The sequence below is a fragment of the Sphingobacterium sp. UBA6645 genome (genome assembly GCF_002455685.1).
Classification (GTDB): Bacteria; Bacteroidota; Bacteroidia; order Sphingobacteriales; family Sphingobacteriaceae; genus Sphingobacterium; species Sphingobacterium hotanense.
The window spans coordinates 1-18,107 of sequence record NZ_DKLH01000043.1; the positions used below are offsets into that span (position 1 = coordinate 1).

General features: G+C 41.4%; 16 protein-coding genes. 8 read left to right on the forward strand and 8 right to left on the reverse strand.

The genetic code is table 11. The annotated features are described in order from the left end of the window. Positions 1–847: 847 nt before the first annotated feature. A complete protein-coding gene (locus B2400_RS07070) occupies positions 848–1,927 on the reverse strand; it encodes a metallophosphoesterase (protein ID WP_293932143.1) in 1,080 nt (359 codons plus the stop codon). A 146-nt stretch (positions 1,928–2,073) separates the two neighbouring features. Here B2400_RS07070 and B2400_RS07075 point away from each other — a divergent pair, with 146 nt between their 5' ends. Genes B2400_RS07075 through mnhG form a run of 7 tightly spaced genes read left to right on the forward strand, consistent with a single transcriptional unit; the run spans position 2,074 to position 7,827 of the window. Further along, positions 2,074–4,383, forward strand: coding sequence for a putative monovalent cation/H+ antiporter subunit A (locus B2400_RS07075; RefSeq protein WP_293932145.1), 2,310 nt, complete (start codon positions 2,074–2,076; stop codon positions 4,381–4,383). Between the two features lie 4 nt (positions 4,384–4,387). Then, a complete protein-coding gene (locus tag B2400_RS07080) occupies positions 4,388–4,801 on the forward strand; it encodes a Na+/H+ antiporter subunit B (protein WP_149527147.1) in 414 nt (137 codons plus the stop codon). 4 nt (positions 4,802–4,805) lie between these two features. After that, positions 4,806–5,162: a Na+/H+ antiporter subunit C gene (locus B2400_RS07085; RefSeq protein WP_149527148.1), complete on the forward strand. Its 357-nt coding sequence runs from the start codon at positions 4,806–4,808 to the stop codon at positions 5,160–5,162. Beyond that, entirely contained in the window at positions 5,159–6,676 is a 1,518-nt protein-coding gene (locus B2400_RS07090) for a proton-conducting transporter membrane subunit (RefSeq protein ID WP_149527149.1), read from the forward strand. Before B2400_RS07085 ends, B2400_RS07090 begins: the two co-directional genes overlap by 4 nt. Then, entirely contained in the window at positions 6,673–7,149 is a 477-nt protein-coding gene (locus tag B2400_RS07095) for a Na+/H+ antiporter subunit E (RefSeq protein WP_149527150.1), read from the forward strand. Before B2400_RS07090 ends, B2400_RS07095 begins: the two co-directional genes overlap by 4 nt. Continuing rightward, positions 7,146–7,418 (forward strand): monovalent cation/H+ antiporter complex subunit F, encoded by a 273-nt coding sequence (locus tag B2400_RS07100; protein ID WP_149527151.1) that lies wholly within the window; start codon positions 7,146–7,148, stop codon positions 7,416–7,418. Before B2400_RS07095 ends, B2400_RS07100 begins: the two co-directional genes overlap by 4 nt. Then, on the forward strand, positions 7,411–7,827 hold the full coding sequence (gene mnhG / locus B2400_RS07105; protein ID WP_260040603.1) for a monovalent cation/H(+) antiporter subunit G: 417 nt from the start codon (positions 7,411–7,413) through the stop codon (positions 7,825–7,827). The genes B2400_RS07100 and mnhG overlap by 8 nt, the downstream gene beginning before the upstream one ends. Here the strand turns inward: mnhG and B2400_RS07110 are convergent. Then, positions 7,824–8,921 (reverse strand): lactonase family protein, encoded by a 1,098-nt coding sequence (locus B2400_RS07110; RefSeq protein ID WP_293932150.1) that lies wholly within the window; start codon positions 8,919–8,921, stop codon positions 7,824–7,826. The genes mnhG and B2400_RS07110 overlap by 4 nt on opposite strands. A 172-nt stretch (positions 8,922–9,093) precedes the next feature. Here B2400_RS07110 and B2400_RS07115 point away from each other — a divergent pair, with 172 nt between their 5' ends. Continuing rightward, positions 9,094–10,464, forward strand: a complete 1,371-nt coding sequence (locus B2400_RS07115) for a peptidylprolyl isomerase (protein ID WP_293932152.1) — start codon at positions 9,094–9,096, stop codon at positions 10,462–10,464. 68 nt (positions 10,465–10,532) lie between these two features. On the opposite strand, the gene B2400_RS07120 is transcribed toward B2400_RS07115, so the two are convergent. The 6 genes from B2400_RS07120 to tgt form a co-directional block, all read right to left on the reverse strand. Further along, a complete protein-coding gene (locus B2400_RS07120) occupies positions 10,533–11,393 on the reverse strand; it encodes a nuclear transport factor 2 family protein (RefSeq protein ID WP_293932154.1) in 861 nt (286 codons plus the stop codon). Between the two features lie 22 nt (positions 11,394–11,415). Then, positions 11,416–12,882 (reverse strand): cysteine--tRNA ligase, encoded by a 1,467-nt coding sequence (gene cysS / locus B2400_RS07125; protein WP_293932156.1) that lies wholly within the window; start codon positions 12,880–12,882, stop codon positions 11,416–11,418. Positions 12,883–12,897: 15 nt separating this feature from the next. Continuing rightward, positions 12,898–14,199, reverse strand: coding sequence for a ribosome biogenesis GTPase Der (der, locus tag B2400_RS07130; protein WP_149527157.1), 1,302 nt, complete (start codon positions 14,197–14,199; stop codon positions 12,898–12,900). A gap of 748 nt (positions 14,200–14,947) precedes the next feature. Then, the gene (locus B2400_RS07135) at positions 14,948–15,826 is read right to left on the reverse strand and encodes a DMT family transporter (protein WP_293932159.1); all 879 of its coding nucleotides are present in this window, start codon (positions 15,824–15,826) and stop codon (positions 14,948–14,950) included. Positions 15,827–15,837: 11 nt separating this feature from the next. Beyond that, entirely contained in the window at positions 15,838–16,920 is a 1,083-nt protein-coding gene (locus B2400_RS07140; protein WP_149527159.1) for an LptF/LptG family permease, read from the reverse strand. A gap of 7 nt (positions 16,921–16,927) precedes the next feature. After that, positions 16,928–18,058, reverse strand: a complete 1,131-nt coding sequence (tgt, locus tag B2400_RS07145) for a tRNA guanosine(34) transglycosylase Tgt (RefSeq protein WP_260040610.1) — start codon at positions 18,056–18,058, stop codon at positions 16,928–16,930. Positions 18,059–18,107 lie beyond the last annotated feature (49 nt).

Consider the following 18,107-nt stretch of genomic DNA (forward strand, 5'->3'; position numbering starts at 1 on the left):
ACAACTTGCCACACGATGTCTTCTTTGAGAATCGTTATAGCGATAAAACACTATATACAATACAAATTGACGTCAGGAGCGTTAAAACTATCAAATATCGACTTACTGCTTAAAACTCAAAAATGAAAACAGTAATGAAATCGCAAAAGCTATAAAACAGAAGAAGGTGCCTTTTTAGACACCTTCTTTTTTTGTACCAGCCTGCTTTTGCTTAAAACCCTTTCAAAGCCCTTTCAAACCCCAATCAAATCCCAATCAAACCCGCTTGGAAGCGGGTTTGTTTGGGATTTGATTGGGGTAGTATTTAGTAGTTAGTATTTAGACCTAGGGCGGGCGAAAGATTTTAAAAAGGATGGGCAGGATCGGACGCCATAGGTCTTTATACTAAATACTAGCTACTAGTTCTGAACCAGGAAAGGAAGGATGCAAGGATTGGCAGGATCGAGTGGACGATATGCCTATATAGTTTGATCGGAATTTATTGGCGCTATATATGACGCCAATGCGTAGAGCCCTTTCACTAAAGGGCTCCGACATACAGGATAGCGGATATTTGTCGTTATGGATTTCTTGCATTAATAGAACCTGTATAATTTGCGCCGGTATAGTTTGAGCACTTTAGTGAAAGGGCTCTACGCAGTTCGTCCTAGTTAATGCCTATATAGCTTGAAACAGTTCCTATAAAAAATACAATCCATCCCTTCATATGTCACAATATCAGATCCTGACAATCCTAAAATCCTTCCTTTCCTGGTTCAAGACAAAACTTCCTGACCACCAAAGGTCTAATGTCTTATATCTAATGTCTTATATCTAATGTCTTATATCTAATGTCTAAAATCTAAACCTACAATTTAAACTCAAACTCCTGTGTTGCGCTTCTTTCGAAAGCTAGGTGTCTCGTTGCGGGGGAAATAGCGAAGAGTGGCGAGAATGTTTTTACTTTAACGGTTTTGCCGTCTGGGAGGAATTCAAGATAACGAAGCCAGCCGTCGCCGCCGTTGCCATGCCATCCGCCACCCATTGCTTGGGCGTTAAATGCCATCTGTACGACCGACTTGCCTGCGGCATTCTTGTCTTCGCGGAAGCCCAAGTGGCCGCCCCAGTTATCTGGTGCGCCGATATGCCCTGAGAATACCATACGAATGTTTTTAGAAGGTTTTACAAGTTTCTCGAAAAGGGCTTCGCCGTAATTTGCATCTTCAATTTTGTAGCCTTCTCTAGGCATATGTTTGCTATCTCTGTTTAGATAGGTGTGGGTCAATAGGAAAACGCTATGGTCGGCGTATTTTGGTTGATCTAAGGTCTTTTTAGCCCATTCAACGACTTCGTTTCGAGGAGCGAACTCTAGGACCATGACCAATAACTTTTGCTGATGTGGGGTCTTAAATTCGTAAACAGCATTCACCCCGGTTGATGCTCCATTAAGATTTGGTCCCACCTCGCGGATTGCGGCTGCATTAAGTGGATTTTGTTCCACGGAGAAATATTTATCGTATTGGGTAGCGCGATATTCGGCGCTTACATGTCCGTAGTCATGATTTCCTGTAGCGAGAACATAAGGTACCAGGCCATTCAAGCGATGGAAGGCAGAGCTGATGCTTGTCCACTGCTGCTTGCTTGTCTGATTTGCTTGCTTGCCGTTAGGGTTCAGCAAATCGTTTTGCTCCACGAGATCACCGGTACATAGGACGAATTGCGTATTCAAAGAATCCTTATTTTCCTTAATCCAGGAAATCATGGTATGAAAGGTTCCGAGGTTTCGTTCAAACTTCATATAGGTTTGTGGATCCGGGATCAAGATAAATGACCAAGAGTCGGGATTTGAAAGCTTCGGTTTTACATAGGCTTGCTGTGCGAAAGTTGGCAATGCAAAGATTAAAAGGCCCAGAATGAGGCCTAGCATAGGTCTAGGTAGTTTATTCATAACAATTCGAGTAATTGATTGTTTAAAGCTAACAATAATTGTATGTTTTTCCGAGTTTAATTGATCTTTCACATGAATTTAACATGGAAAAATCGTAGTTTTTTACTATTTTGAGGGCGATTCCCAAATTAACTATAATAATATTCATGCTTTTTACAATTTTATTTGGTTTAATAACTGCTTTATTTCTTGTGCCGTTTGGCAAAAAAATCAAATCGAAATGGAGTATTATCCTACCAATTGTGCCCGCATGTTTATTTGCATACTACCTAGGATACATTCCAAAAATATCGGCTGGCAGTACATTTATCCAACATTTAGACTGGGTTCCATCCTTAAATATCAATTTTGATTTTCGCCTGGACGGTCTTTCCTTACTTTTTAGCTTATTGATTACCGGAATCGGTACAGGAATCTTTTTTTATGCGCGGACTTATCTGAAGGGGCATCCCTATTTTGATCGCTTCTTTGGTTACTTGTTACTCTTCATGTCGGCGATGTTGGGGCTTGTTCTTTCGGACAACCTCCTGTTGCTATTTATTTTTTGGGAGCTAACGAGCATCAGCTCATTTTTCTTGATCGGTTTTAACAACGAACAGGCAGAATCTAGAAAAAGCGCATTGACCGCCCTCACAATAACCGGTATGGGCGGGTTCTTCTTGGTTGCGGGATTAGTATTGATTGGCAATATTGCAGGTACCTATTCTATTTCTGCTTTGATCAATGAGCGGGATATGATTATACAGCATGAGCTGTATCCATTGATATTAGGTTTTCTTTTTATTGGTGCTTTTACCAAATCTGCACAGTTCCCTTTCCATTTCTGGTTGCCGGGAGCGATGAAGGCACCGACACCGGTATCGGCTTATCTACACTCAGCGACAATGGTGAAAGCGGGTATTTACCTACTTGCTCGCTTCTTCCCTATTTTGGGAGGTACCGAGATGTGGTCTTATCCATTGATGATTGTCGGAGGTTTCACCATGCTGTTTGCAGCCGTACATTCCTTATTCCGCATCGACCTAAAATCTATATTGGCTTATACGACGATATCAGCACTCGGTATATTGGTGTTTCTGCTAGGCGTTGGAACGAAGGAAGCAATTATTGCTGCCAGTGTCTTCATATTGGTGCATGCTTTATACAAAGCGACATTATTCCTTGTTACGGGTATTATTGACCATGAAACCGGGACTCGGGATATTACCGTATTATCGGGACTACGGAAGGTACTCTTACCTGTTGGTATTGCTGCAGGTTTAGCTGCACTTTCCAGCGCTGGTGTGCCGCTGACTTTTGGATTTATCGGAAAGGACTTAATCTATGAGTCTACATTGCATGCCGTGCCTCATTTGAGCATTATATTGACGGGATTAGCCTTAGTGACGAATATTTGTTTGCTTGCTGCAGGTTTTATGGCGGGTTTCAAGCCCTTCTTTGGCGAGCTTCCGGAGAAATATAGTAAACTGCATTTACCTTATCTTTCGATGTGGCTTCCAGCACTGATACTGGGCATCTTGAGTGTACTTTTTGGGGTATTCCCGGGTATTGTAGGCGACTTGCTGAGTTATCAAACCGCTAATGCGATTTTTGGGCAGGATACGGAAATGCATCTGGCGATCTGGCATGATTTCAATACGGTATTATTGTTAAGTGGGATTACCTTAGTCGTTGGTACGATCCTATACCTGATCAATAAACCAAGTGAAGCGAAAGTGAGACTGGTAGAGAAATGGAATACTTTCTCTGCACAAACGTTTTTTACGCGTTACAGCAACGATATATTCAAGTTTTCGACCTGGTATACCAACAGCCTTCATAATGGCTACCTGCGATCGTATCACTTAAAGATTATATTATTCGCGGAGGCTCTTTTGATCTATAGGTTATGGCTCAGCGGACCTATTCAGATCAATTTCGATAATCTTTCTCCACTAACGATATATGAGGTAGCTGTGGCTATTATCCTGCTTGGCGCCCTACTGATCGTCATCATTACCCCATCTAGACTGACTTCCGTTGTTTCCATGAGTGTCATCGGCTATTGTATCTGTTTGATGTTCGTATTCTACAGTGCGCCGGATTTGGCAATGACGCAATTTACTATCGACACCTTGACGACCGTACTTTTTGTATTGGTTCTCTATAAATTACCAACTTTCTTGAGTTTAGCATCCCCACGGCAAAAGATCAGAGATATGTTCGTTGCTCTTGGCTTCGGAACCATACTTTCTATTATCGCTTTGAAGGTGCTTTACGAACCGGTGTCTAAGGATACGACGAATTTCTATGGCGAGAATGCCTATATCCTAGCAAAAGGCAAGAATGTGGTCAATGTAATCTTGGCAGACTTTAGGGGTATCGATACGATGTTCGAAACGGTTGTATTGAGTATTGCCGCAGTTGGAGTGTATAGTTTATTAAAATTAAGATTAAAGTCGTCGGAGAAAGAATAAGTTTATGAAGAGTATTATCTTACAGACCGCTACTCGGTATCTGCTACCGATCTTATTGCTGTTCTCTTTCTTTTTACTGTTAAGAGGGCATTATTTCCCTGGAGGAGGCTTCGTTGGGGGGCTAGTTGCGTCAATTGCCTTTGTGTTACATAGTTTTGCACATGGGACCGAAGAAACGATGAAATTATTAGGCAGAAAGCCTTTATCATTGATTCCTATCGGCCTTGGCGTGGCCTCATTGGCTGTTATTTCGCCTACCTTTTTTGGTCTTCCACCAATGACGGGCTTATGGTTTGAGGAAAAAATCCCTGTTATCGGCTCCATTGGTTCCGCGCTGTTCTTTGACCTGGGGGTTTATCTGGTCGTCGTCGGTGTGGTTCTTACGATATTGTTCACCATTTCATTAACCAAGGACTAAGCATATGGAGTTATTATTAGTCGTTGTTTTAGGCTTTCTATATGCTGCGGGGATCTTTTTGATTCTACGGCGCAGTATGGTGAAATTGCTCTTAGGGATTATGCTCTTAGGCAATGGTACGAACATCCTGATTTTCCTTTTAGGAACCATTACGAAGGGAAAGCCCCCTGTAATCGATCCGAACCACAATGTTTTCGAAGATATTTATGCAGACCCGATTCCACAATCCTTAATCCTGACGGCGATTGTCATCAGTTTCGCTTTAACGGCTTTTGCGATTGTATTGTTGAAAAGGGTGTACGCCTTGGTTGATTCAGACGATTTAGATGATTTAAATACGCCGGAAGAAGAAGATATATGATTGATAACCACATTTTAGCTCCCGTTTTTATCCACTTGTTTACGGCTATTCTGCAGCTTATTGCCTGGCGGAAGACCGTGACGCAGCGCTTTATAAGCGTCGGGGGAGCCTTTATCGGGTTGTTGATTGCAATCCGTCTTTTTGCAAAGGTCTACACAGAAGGAACTTTATCGATGAATGCTTCCAATTGGGAAGCACCATTTGGGATTGTCTTTGTTGCCGACTTATTGGCGGTCAGTATGGTCTTGCTAACCTCTATTGCAGGATTCGCTGTTTCGATATTTTCATCGGTTGGAATTGCTCGTCAAAGGATGCTGTATGGCTACTTCCCTATTTTCCACTTCCTATTAATGGGGTTGAATGGTGCATTTTTAACGGGTGATATCTTCAACCTCTATGTTTGGTTCGAAGTCATCATTATCTCCTCCTTTGTGTTGATGACGCTGGGAGGCCGTAAAGCACAGCTAGAAGGTGCCGTAAAGTATATGGCGATGAATATTCTAGCGTCGACATTCTTTTTAACCGGTATTGGTATTCTCTACGGTATCACGGGTTCATTGAATATGGCTGATCTTTCGATTCGAATTCGTGAATTCCATAATCAGTCATTAATTGATATTGCGGCGATATTCTTTCTATTAGGATTTGGGATTAAGTCGGCAGTGTTCCCGCTTTACTATTGGCTGCCTTCATCTTATCATACGCCGCCTTCCGCAGTTGCAGCAACCTTTGGTGGCTTATTGACGAAAGTCGGGGTCTATGCTATCTTACGGGTGTTCAGTTTGATGTTCATCCCGGATGAGTTTACGAAGAATTTGCTGATGGTGATGGCGGTTTTAACCATCTTGACGGGAGCCTTTGGCGCCCTGATCAAAACCAATATCCGCCGATTGTTTTCCTATTTGATTGTCTGTCATATCGGTTTTATGCTGGGCGGGATTGCGATGTTTACCAAAGCGGCATTAATGGGCGCGGTATTCTACTTGATTCATGATATTATGGTCAAGACGAATATGTTCTTGATTGCCGGATACATCCGCCAAGTGAGAGGAACGATGGACATGAATCGATTAGGGGGATTATATGCTTCCTATCCGCTGATATCATTGATTATCGCTTTGGTGCTCTTCTCCTTAGTTGGGGTGCCTCCATTATCAGGTTTTTGGCCTAAGATCTACCTTTTTCAGGAAGCATTCGTGGGCAAGCACTACTTTTTTGTTGGCGCATTGATTGTGGGTAGTCTAGTGACCATGTACGTCATCGCGAAGATGTGGGCGGACGTATTCTGGAAGAAATGCCCTGATGAGAGCGTGATGGAGGATAAGTTTATGGAGCTTCCTCCTTTTAAGAAAGTATTGCTAGTGATGCCAATCCTACTTTTATGTTCGGTAACTTTATACATCGGGTTAAATGCAGAGAACATTGTCATTGCTGTAGATCGCATTAGTAACGAATTGTTGGATACAAGCTCATACATACGTACCGTATTGGGTGATAAAGTTTTTGAGAAATGATTAAGTTTTTCTTGATGAACTTATTGCTATCCTTTATCTGGGTAGCATTATCGGGCTCCCTTTTATATTCAAACTTTTTGTTTGGCTATTTATTAGGGTTTGGCGTGCTGTGGATCATGAATAGGAATGAGACGGATCAGCGCTACTTCTATCGTGTACCGAAGATTATTTCCTTCTTTTTCTATTTCCTTTACGAGTTGCTCAAAGCGAATATTCAGGTAGCCTATGACGTTGTTACGCCGAAGTATTTCTTCAAGCCTGGCATCGTGCGCTATCCGGTGAATACCAAGACAGATTTTGAGATCAATTTGCTATCTACCTTTATTTCCCTGACGCCAGGGACGTTGATTATCGACATTAGCGATGACAAAAAGGCTATTTATATCCACGTGATGTATCTAAAGGATGAGCAGCAATTTATCCGTCAGTTAAAAACAGGGGTTGAACGAAGATTATTAGAGATCATAAGATGAGTTTAGAAGCGTATTTTGATTTTGTGATTTTACCCATCTTGACCATTTCGGTGTTGCTGGTCTTTATCCGTTTGTTCAAAGGGCCGACGGTGGTAGATCGCGTGATTGCACTGGATCTTATCATCACTATTGGTATTGGTATTATCACGGTTTATAGTATCCGACAAGAGCAGGAAGTGCTGTTGGATGTAGCTATTATTTTGGCGCTTATTGCCTTTTTGGGTACTATCGCCTTTTCGTATTACATAGAAAAACAACGCGATGATTGATATTATTTTAGCAGTATTAAGTACGGTAGGTGCACTATCCATCCTCTTTGCATCCATTGGTGTGCTCCGGATGCCTGATTTTTACCTTCGCCTATCTGTTACGGTCAAAGCATCGACCTTGGGCGTAGGTTTATTATTGATCTGCGCGGCCATTATGTTCCCTGATGATGTTTCGGTAACCACGAAGTCTATTGCCATCATATTCTTTTTAATTCTGACGGCTCCGATCGCCGCACATATGATTGGGCGTGCAGCTTATACAACGGACACGCCACTATGGAAAGGTACCATCATCGATCAACTGCAAGGCATGTATAATCACGAAAAGAATATACTAGAGAGCGACCCTAATAAAGCAGATAAAACGGAAGAGGATAATATTGCCGATACGGAAGATGCTACGGATTAAAAGATAATACAGACCGGTTTGGACAGCACGATTCTTCTACCGTGATCCGTCAGCAAGCCTGTTTTAGCATCTCTCGCAAACACCACGATTTGATCCGTCACTTGATTGGCAACCAAGACAAACTTCCCGTTTGGTGTTAAATTTAAGTTTCTAGGACCTGTCCCTAAGGCAGATACCAATTGCTTTAATTCTAAGGAACCGTCTTTTTTGATTGCAAAGACCGATACCGTATTTGCATCAGCACGATTGGTACTGTAAAGGAATTTGCCATCAGGTGATATTTTCAAGTCTGCAGCGCCATGTTGGCCTTCGAATTCTGCGGTAATCATATTGATGATCTGCGATTGCTTCCAGCCATTCTTTTCCTTGTTAAAAACTACGATATCTCCGGTTAGCTCTTGCAAGGAATACATCGTCTTTCCTTTAGGATGGAATGCAATATGTCTTGGTCCACCTCCCTTTGTAACAGTAATTGATTCTTTTTCTTTGAATTGGTACTTTGTTCCGTCTTTCACGACGTCAAAGACATAAATCATATCGGCACCTAAATCAGAGACATAGATTGATTTATCGGGTCCCATAAACGCCGAGTGGATGTGCGATTTGGTTTGTCGTTTAGGGTCGACGCTGCTTCCGTTAAACTCGCGATAATCGTCCATTTCGGATATATGTCCGTTTTCATCAATACTATATAATGCTAAGGATCCTCCGGAGTAATTGGAAACGACGGCATAGCGCCCATTGTCCCCCAATAGCACATGGCAGGGTGCTCCTCCCTTGGTCGAGACTTTATTTTCGAAGGTCAGGGTTTCATCAGCCAAGTTAAAAGATGAGATAGATTGGTTGCCATCGCCTAACTCGTTTACTGCCACTAAAAACTTATCTGTTCGTGCTAAAAATGATGGACTTGGCGTCTCTACTTCACTTATCAAATCGGAATTCCCAGTGACCTGATCGAACAAATAAGAATAAATTCCTCGGCTTCCGCCCTCGGAAGTATAGGTTCCAACGAACATGGGAACAAGTTGGTTTTGTGCATGTGTTAAATGTGCGGTCATCATCGAAATTAGTATTATCAGGCAAGTCTTTTTCATCTGTTAAATATGGTTAAAACACAGTAAGTTTATCTTCAAATAGGTATTTTAGCGCCAGCGTGAGGATAGCTTTTTTTATTTATATTATTTATTATGGTATAAATGTAGAAAAAAGGCATAATATTTAATAATTTTGCCCCTAGACTATCTCATTTAGATTGACTATAAAAGAATGAAGAACCTTTTTACTATAATAACACTTTTACTGACGTTCTGTTCCATCGGAGTGAATGCTCAGGAAAGGCTTATTGACCGTGTGGTTGCAACTGTGGGCTCGGGGATTATCTTACAATCCGATATTGATAACCAGTACATGCAGTATCTTGCAAACGGCGGAACACCGGACGACGATTTCAAATGTACGGCATTACAACAATTGATTATGACAAAATTACTTGCTCAGCAAGCGGTAATCGACTCAGTTGAAGTAACGGAATCGGAGGTTGATGATCAATTGAACGCTCGTATGCGGGAAATGGTTCGTCGCGCAGGAAGTCAAGAACGCTTAGAAGGATTCTTGAAACGTTCTTTGTTACAGTACAAGGAAGAGATGAGACCTATTCTTTCTGAACAATTGAAGGCTAATAAGCTTCAGGGTACAATCGTTCAGAAAATCACGATTACACCACAAGAAGTAAAACGCTATTTCGAGGCTTTGAATCAGGATAGCTTACCTAGTTTCAATACAGAGGTCGAGATTGGCGAGATCGTGGTTAATCCGGTATTGACAAAAGAAGAGAAAAATGTATTCCGTGAGAAAGCGGAGGGATATAGAAAGCAAGTAATCGACGGAACAGACTTCGGTACTGTTGCGCGTTTCTACTCTGAAGATGGTTCTGCCCCTTACGGTGGTGAGTTAGGTTTCGCAACACGTGATGCCTATGTAAAAGAATTCTCGGCAATGGCTTTCAAATTAAAAGAAGGTGAAGTTTCACCGGTGTTTGAGACACAGTTCGGATTTCACTTCCTACAGGTGCTAGAGCGCCGTGGTGAGGAGGTGAATGTAAGACACGTCTTGATCAAAACTAAGCCAACCGCAGCGAGCTTAGAGCGCACGAAAGCGAAGATCGATAGTATCTATGATAAAGTATCTTCAGGGAAACTTCCATTCCATACAGCTGCTTCGTTATACTCTGATAATAAAGAGACAAAATTTAACGGGGGTATGGTAATCAATGAACAGTCGCAATCCAGAACGACACTTATCCCGGTGGATATGTTAGAGAAGGAATTGTTCGTAGCGATTGATCCATTACAACCTGGAGAATACTCGAAGCCGTTCCAATTTACGGATAGAACAGGACAAGTGGCTTACAAGTTCAATTACTTAAAAACCCGTATTCCCCCACATAAAGCAAGCTTGGAGCAAGATTTTGCCAAGATACAAGAGGCTGCTCAAGAGGATAAGACCCGTAGAAAGCTGAGCGAGTGGTTTGAGAAAAAGACCAAAGCAACTTTTGTACACGTGAGCGATGATTTCCAGCAATGTGAAGAACTAAAAGTATGGCTTACTCCTACCGATAATGATATCGCCGCGAAGTAGACGGCTAATAGATAAAAAGAAAAAGCGAACCGATTGGTTCGCTTTTCTTTTTATGTCTCTTTTGTCAATTATCTCTCGAACATCATTTCTAAGATCACCTTCCACTGGAAGTCTTCTTTCAATTGCCAGATACGCACATAATTAAACTTAACGACATTATCTTTCATGCCGACTGTTGCCGTTCCGTTCGTATAGGCAAATTCACCGCTATACGCTCGTCCTACCCCAGTAGGGTCCGTATCGATCTCAATACGTTCTTTCTTCAGGAATGCTAATATTTTGTCTCTGCCTTCGATTTCTGATTGCCAAGGAAAGTAAAAGCGTGCGTCATCTGCCATAAACTCGTTATAGCCCGTTCTGGTGTCCGCTTTTAAGATTGTGGAGAACAATTCGTCCGTTTGTAGAACGACTTCTTCACGCTGTGCCAATCGCTTATCCGAGCGATGCTTAAGATAAGCCTTATCATCCGGCTCGTAATATTCTAATGGGCTTGCTTTGCCCTTTCCGAAGTTTTCTACTTCCGCACGGATATGCGCTTTCCAGTTTCCTTTTTTATCTCTTCTCCATACGGTTAAGTACTGGCCGTAGCGTTTGATGGCGCCTACTTTTTGAAACTCTAAAGGTCCTGACGTTACGCCCCAATCTAAGCTTCGGGATACCAATACGAAGTTGGGGTTCCAGGTCAATACATCTGGAATATTCGGACGATTATCTAAATAGTTTACCGCGTTTACCGGTGATGGCACGAAGAAAGTAGACTGTTTGTCTACCATGTATTTTAATCCGGTATGTGGATTTTCAGTTTTTGAAAGATTTGCTGCCGTTCTATCTACTGTTAACAGTCCGCCTATCTTGTCTGGTAATTGACCATAACTTGATAAGGCTATTAATGCAGTTGTTAATACAGTAAAGGCCTTTTTTTTAATCATTGTACAAATTTTACCTTACTAATCAAATCTTATTCCAAAGTGTTCCATCCTTGCTGTCCTTCAACTGAATACCGATAGCAGATAGATGTTCGCGGATACGATCTGAGGTAACAAAGTCTTTATTTTTCTTAGCGTCGTTACGCAAGTCAATGATGATTTGCATCAAATCATCGACGTTGTCTGTGTTTTCTAATTGATCATCCTTCAACCCTAGGATGTCGAATACGAAGGCGTGAATAAAGCTTTTTAAGTCTTCCAGATCAGCCTGGTTGATTGTTAGCTTACCATCGTAAATCGAGTTGATGATACGAACCACTTCAAATAACTCCGCAATAAGTACCGGGCTGTTGAAGTCATCGTCCATCGCGGCGTAGCATTTCTCTTTAATTGCTTTTAGATCTGCAAAGTTAGATTTAGCGGATACCGTAATCTTATCGAGCAAGCTGATCGCCGTCATTAGGCGCTTAAATCCTTTATCAGCAGCGTCCAAAGCTTCGTTTGAAAAATCTAAAGTGCTTCTGTAATGGGCTTGCAGCATAAAAAAGCGCACTGCCATCGGCGAATAGCCTCTATTCAATAGAGGATGATCTCCTGTAAACAGCTCGCCCGGCAAGAAGCCATTCCCTGCGGATTTCGACATTCTCGCTCCATTGACAGTAAGCATATTGGTATGCATCCAGTATTTCGCTGGAGTCGTGTGGTTACAAGCTTGCGATTGTGCGATTTCATTGGTATGGTGAGTAGCCGCTAAGTCCATTCCGCCGCCATGGATATCGAACTGATCGCCTAAGTATTTTCTGCTCATGGCGGAACATTCGATATGCCAACCGGGGAACCCTATGCCCCAAGGCGATGGCCAGCGCATAATATGTTCTGGTTTAGCCTTAATCCATAATGCAAAGTCTAGACGACCGCGCTTCTCATCTTGTCCGCCCAACTCGCGCGTGTTATTTAACAGATCTTCTAGATTACGATTCGTTAGGATCGTATAGTTATGTTCTTTAACGTATTTTTCTACATCAAAATAAACTGTGCCATCCACCTCATAAGCATATCCGTTTGCTATGATCTGTTGAACCATTTCGATCTGCTCGGAAATATGTCCCGTTGCCGTTGGTTCAATGCTCGGTGGTATGGTATTGAATAAGCGCAAAACATCATGAAAGCCTATGGTGTACTTTTGTACAATTTCCATGGGTTCCAGCTGCTCTAATTTCGCCTTCTTTGCAAACTTATCATCGCCCTCGTCATTGTCTCCTTCTAAGTGTCCCGCATCTGTGATATTGCGTACATAACGCACCTTATACCCTAGATGAAGCAGGTAGCGAAAGATAAGATCAAACGACACGAAGGTTCTACAGTTCCCTAAATGTACATCACTGTAAACAGTTGGACCACAAACATACATACCAACCAAGTTGGGGTGTATAGGTTCGAATTTCTCCTTTTTACGAGTCAGGGTATTGTACAATACTAAGTTGTGCTGCATACGATTGGCGGTAGCTTATTTTTGTCTAAAGAATATTTGAATAGGAACTCCTGAGAAATCAAAGTTCTCGCGCAGTTTGTTTTCAACGAAACGCTTATATGGATCTTTGATATACTGAGGAAGATTACAGAAGAAAGCAAACATTGGAGATCTGCCTGGCAACTGTGTTACATACTTAATCTTAATATATTTCCCTTTTGTGGATGGTGGAGGAAAGTTTTCAATGATATCCAACATCACGTCGTTTAGTTTCGACGTAGGGATTTTTTTCGTCTTATTATTATACACTTCCATCGCCGTTTCAACAGTCTTGAAGATACGTTGCTTCTCTGTTACGGAAGTAAATAAGATAGGGACGTCGGAGAATGGAGCAATCTTCTTACGGATGGTGTCTTCGAATTGCTTCGCTGTTTTATGATCTTTCTCAATGGTATCCCATTTGTTAACAAGAATCACAATACCTTTTTTGTTTTTCTCTGCCAGGTGAAAGATATTGATATCTTGTGCTTCAATACCGTCCTTGGCATCAATCATCAAGATAACAACATCAGAATCCTCTAAGGCCTTGATTGTACGCATTACGGAGTAGAACTCGATGTTCTCATTCACCTTCGACTTACGGCGAAGACCTGCAGTATCCACTAACAAGAATTCATGTCCGAACTGATTGTAATGGATGCGGATGGCATCACGTGTAGTACCAGCGATTGGCGTAACGATGTTACGCTCCTTACCTAATAGCGCATTTGTTAGCGAGGATTTTCCCACGTTTGGACGACCAACGATTGTAAACTTAGGTAGCGTGGATTCTTCTTCGTCTTCCAATTCGAAATGGCTAACCACCTCGTCTAATAACTCACCCGTTCCGGATCCGGTCATTGATGAGATATCATAAGGTTCGCCAAGTCCGAACGAATAGAACTCTGCCGAGTCATTCGCCTGCTTCGCACTGTCTACTTTGTTAGCGACAATGTATACCGGCTTTTTACTACGGCGTAGGATATCGGCAATCTCATCATCTAAGTCTGTTACACCTGTTGTTACATCAACGACAAACAAGATGACAGAAGCTTCTTCGATAGCGATATGAACCTGCTCACGAATTGCCGCTTCGAATACGTCGTCTGAACCATGTACAAAACCACCAGTATCTATTACTGTAAATTTCTTGCCGATCCACTCGGCTTGTCCATAATGACGATCGCGGGTTACTCCACTGAAGTCATCCACGATAGCCTTACGACTTTCTGTTAATCGATTGTATAAGGTAGATTTACCAACATTCGGTCTTCCAACAATTGCTACGATATTTGCCATATTATTCTATTGATTCGTTACCCTCTCGGCAACTTATTATTTCAGCTTTTTGTAAAGGTACAAAGTTACGATTTAATCGAACATCTTGGTGATACAATACCAAAATCAATGGAATATTTATTCAGAGATGACAGAACGGTAAAAGCATAAAGAAAGAGAGGCTGCTTGTGTGAAAAGCAGCCTCATTTCTCGTTTTGAACATTAATAGTTAGAGATTCTATTGAATAAAAACCGTTGATTTAAAAATTAACCGTTTTTATAGTTTGCATTTTTAAACTCTCCTAAACTAATTGGAACTTTCGTGCAAGTTTTAGCGAGTGATGGTAATAATAGTGTTATTAATTCACTGGAAATTATTTGTTGAAAATATTAAGTGCGGAAAAATGACGCAAGTCATTTTGATAATCCAGCGTAAATCCAGCAACACTAGCATTTTTAAATTTACAAGGTAGTCTTTACTTATTTTTTTAACCTTAAAAAATAACTCTTGTAAATTTTTTGAAAAAGATACAGTGAAATCACTTACCCGACAAGAAGAAAAGATTACGAAATCGATTTCGTAGAGTAAGCGATAGGATATTATTAACTAATTGTAGTATTACATCGACACTTACATTGGTTAAGAAAAATTAAATAATTTAAAAGGCAGTAGAATATATCGGGAGCTCCGGCTTAAATTTTCCGAGCGCATCGCCCTATTTCATCAAAATTCTTGAAAGGATTGGTAAAAATGAAGAGGAATCGACGTTTAGAACTTTAACTTTGTTTTAAGATAAGGATAAATAAACACCGCTACAAGAACAATAATTGCCCCGAAGTAAAACCCAGTACTCATCGCTTCTTTTTGCCCAAAGATCAGTAAAGCAAGAATTATCCCATAAACAGGTTCCATATTGGTGGTTAGTGCTACTGTGAAGGCGGATAGCTCCCTCATCACCGCAACTCCTAGAACATAAGCTATTGCAGTACATCCAACACCAAGGACTAATAGATACATTAAATCTGATTGACTTAAGATCATCTGCTCGTCAAACTGTCCCGATATAAGCAAGATCATGGAAACCCCAATCCATGCGCCAATCATTTCATAAAAAGTAATGGACGTAGGACTCCCCTTTTTTACCATACGCGCATTGAAGATGGAAAATATACTTGCACAAAAGGCACAAGATAGCCCATAGACTATCCCCCAAAAGTATTGGAATTCAAATTTAAAGATGAGGTAGATTCCGAAAATAATAACCAGCCCGATGAGTATATCGGCAATCGATATCTTCTTCCGATTAATGACAGGTTCGAGAATTGCTGTAAAGAGCGTAACGGATGACAAGGTGACCAGCGTGACGGAAACGGTGGAGATCTTTATCGCATGAAAGAACAGCACCCAATGCAGTCCCACAAGCATGCCTACGGCTAGATATTGAATCAATTGTGATTTGGAAACTAGAATAGGCTTCTTCGCTATCAAAAAGTAAACCCATAAGGAGATGGCAGCAATGAGTACCCTGTACCAAACGAGGTGCATCGCGGATACAGAAATCAATTCACCTAGTACACCGGTGAATCCCCAAATCAACACAGTGAAATGCAATATCAGGATATTGCGATTGATTGCCAATTTTGACATGTACGAAGAAACTATTTAGGGGCTTTTTTCAGTAGATAAAAGCTCAATAATAAGAAAATAACGTTTGGTATTAATACGGAAATTAGTGGATCTAGCCCCCCCTTCAAGGAGAACATACTGGAGAAACGCTCTAGAACGATATAAATACAGCTCAACCCGATACCAAGTCCTAAGCTTAGTCCAATACCACCTCTCACCTTCTTTGAAGAAAGGGAAACACCGATAAGTGTAAGAATAAACGCTGAAAAAGGGTTGATAAGTCGTTTATATTTCTCCAACAAGAGGTCGTTCATCATTCCAGTGCCTCGAATCTCTTCTTTGGCGATACGCTCTTCCAAGTCGAGTTGATTCATCGTTGTGAAGATATTTTCATACACTTCGAAATCCTGAGGTCGCATGTCTAATGTGGTATCTCTTTTCTCTCCGGACTCCATCGTTTCCTTAAAGCCATCAATCACACGATTGGTATAAGCATGGACGCTCCATTTGTTAGCAACAGAATCCCAAGATATCCGATCAGCCATCAGTTTCTCAACCATTTTATCACCATCGAATCGTTCGAGCGAGAAGTTATAGCCCACCTTACCCTGCGTATCAAAAGAACCCATATAAACGTAGGTATTTGAATCGATTTGCATGTGGGTCGAGGTAGACGAGGTGCTGACCTTATCAGGCTTGACATAGACATTCTCAAAATTTACTTTGATCGTGTTGGTAAATGGAATAATGTAGATATTGGAGACTAATGTCAGCGCAAAGATTATCCCCGCGCAAAACATGTACGGACGAAGCATGCGGTTAAAGCTCATGCCACCACTTAGGATTGGAACAATCTCTGTTTGATCCGCCATCTTCGATGTAAAGAAGATTACGGCAATGAAATTGAACAGCGGCGTAAGCATATTGATAAAGAAAGGCAAGCTGCCGAGTGCGTAGTATTCAAGAAATACGCGCGACATAGGGGCCTTATACTTGTTGAAATCATCAATCTTCTCTGAAACATCGAAGATCACAATAACCACACAAAAGATGGCTACTGTAAACGCAAATGTTGACAGATACTTTTTTATGATATAACGATCGATGATGTTCATTTCAATATTACAAGCGTTGGCCTAAGATCTTAACCATTTTATTTTTCCAATCATAGAACGTGCCATCAATGATTTTCTCACGCGCTTGATTGACTAACCATAGGTAGAAATGCAAGTTATGAAGCGAAGCAATCTGCGCTCCTAAGATTTCTTGAGAACGGATTAAATGGCGAAGGTATGCTTTGGTATGAATCTGATCGACTAATAAATCACTTTCTGCTTCAATCGGACTAAAATCGTCTTTCCACTTCTCGTTTTTGATATTGATGATACCGTTCTGAGTAAATAACATACCATTACGGGCATTTCTAGTAGGCATAACGCAGTCGAACATGTCAATACCCAACGCAATATTCTCCAGGATATTCACAGGAGTTCCGACGCCCATTAAATATCGTGGTTTTTCTTTAGGTAGGATATTCGTTACGACTTCAGTCATGGCATACATTTCTTCTGCAGGCTCACCTACCGAAAGTCCGCCGATTGCATTTCCTTCTCTATTGAAAGAAGCAATGGTTTCTGCAGACTTCTCACGAAGATCTTTATATACCGAACCTTGAACAATTGGGAAAAGCGTCTGATCATAACCATACAATGGTTCCGTTGAATCAAAGCGATCGCAACAACGTTTCAACCAGCGATGCGTCATATCTAGCGAACGACGAGCATAGCGATAGTCGCATGGATAAGGCGTACATTCATCAAAAGCCATGATGATATCAGCCCCAATTACGCGCTGAGTATCCATCACATTCTCCGGAGTGAATAAATGTTTTGAGCCGTCGATGTGCGATCGGAAAGTAACACCCTCCTCGCGGATTTTACGAACTTCAGTTAATGAGTAAACTTGATAGCCACCAGAATCTGTTAGAATTGGTCTGTCCCAGTTAATGAACTTATGTAAACCTCCTGCCTTATTCAACACATCTAATCCCGGGCGTAAATACAAATGGTAAGTATTCCCCAAGATAATCTGCGCTTGAATATCATTCACGAGCTCATGCTGATGCACGGCTTTGACGGTTCCAGCTGTACCAACTGGCATGAAAATCGGTGTTTTTATTGTTCCATGGGCGGTCTCGATCTCTCCTGCCCTGGCTCTCGAGAGTTTATCTTGTGCTTGAAGCGTAAATTTCATACTAATCCTTAATCAAGCGCAAAAATACTATAAAATTTCGAGCGTGGCG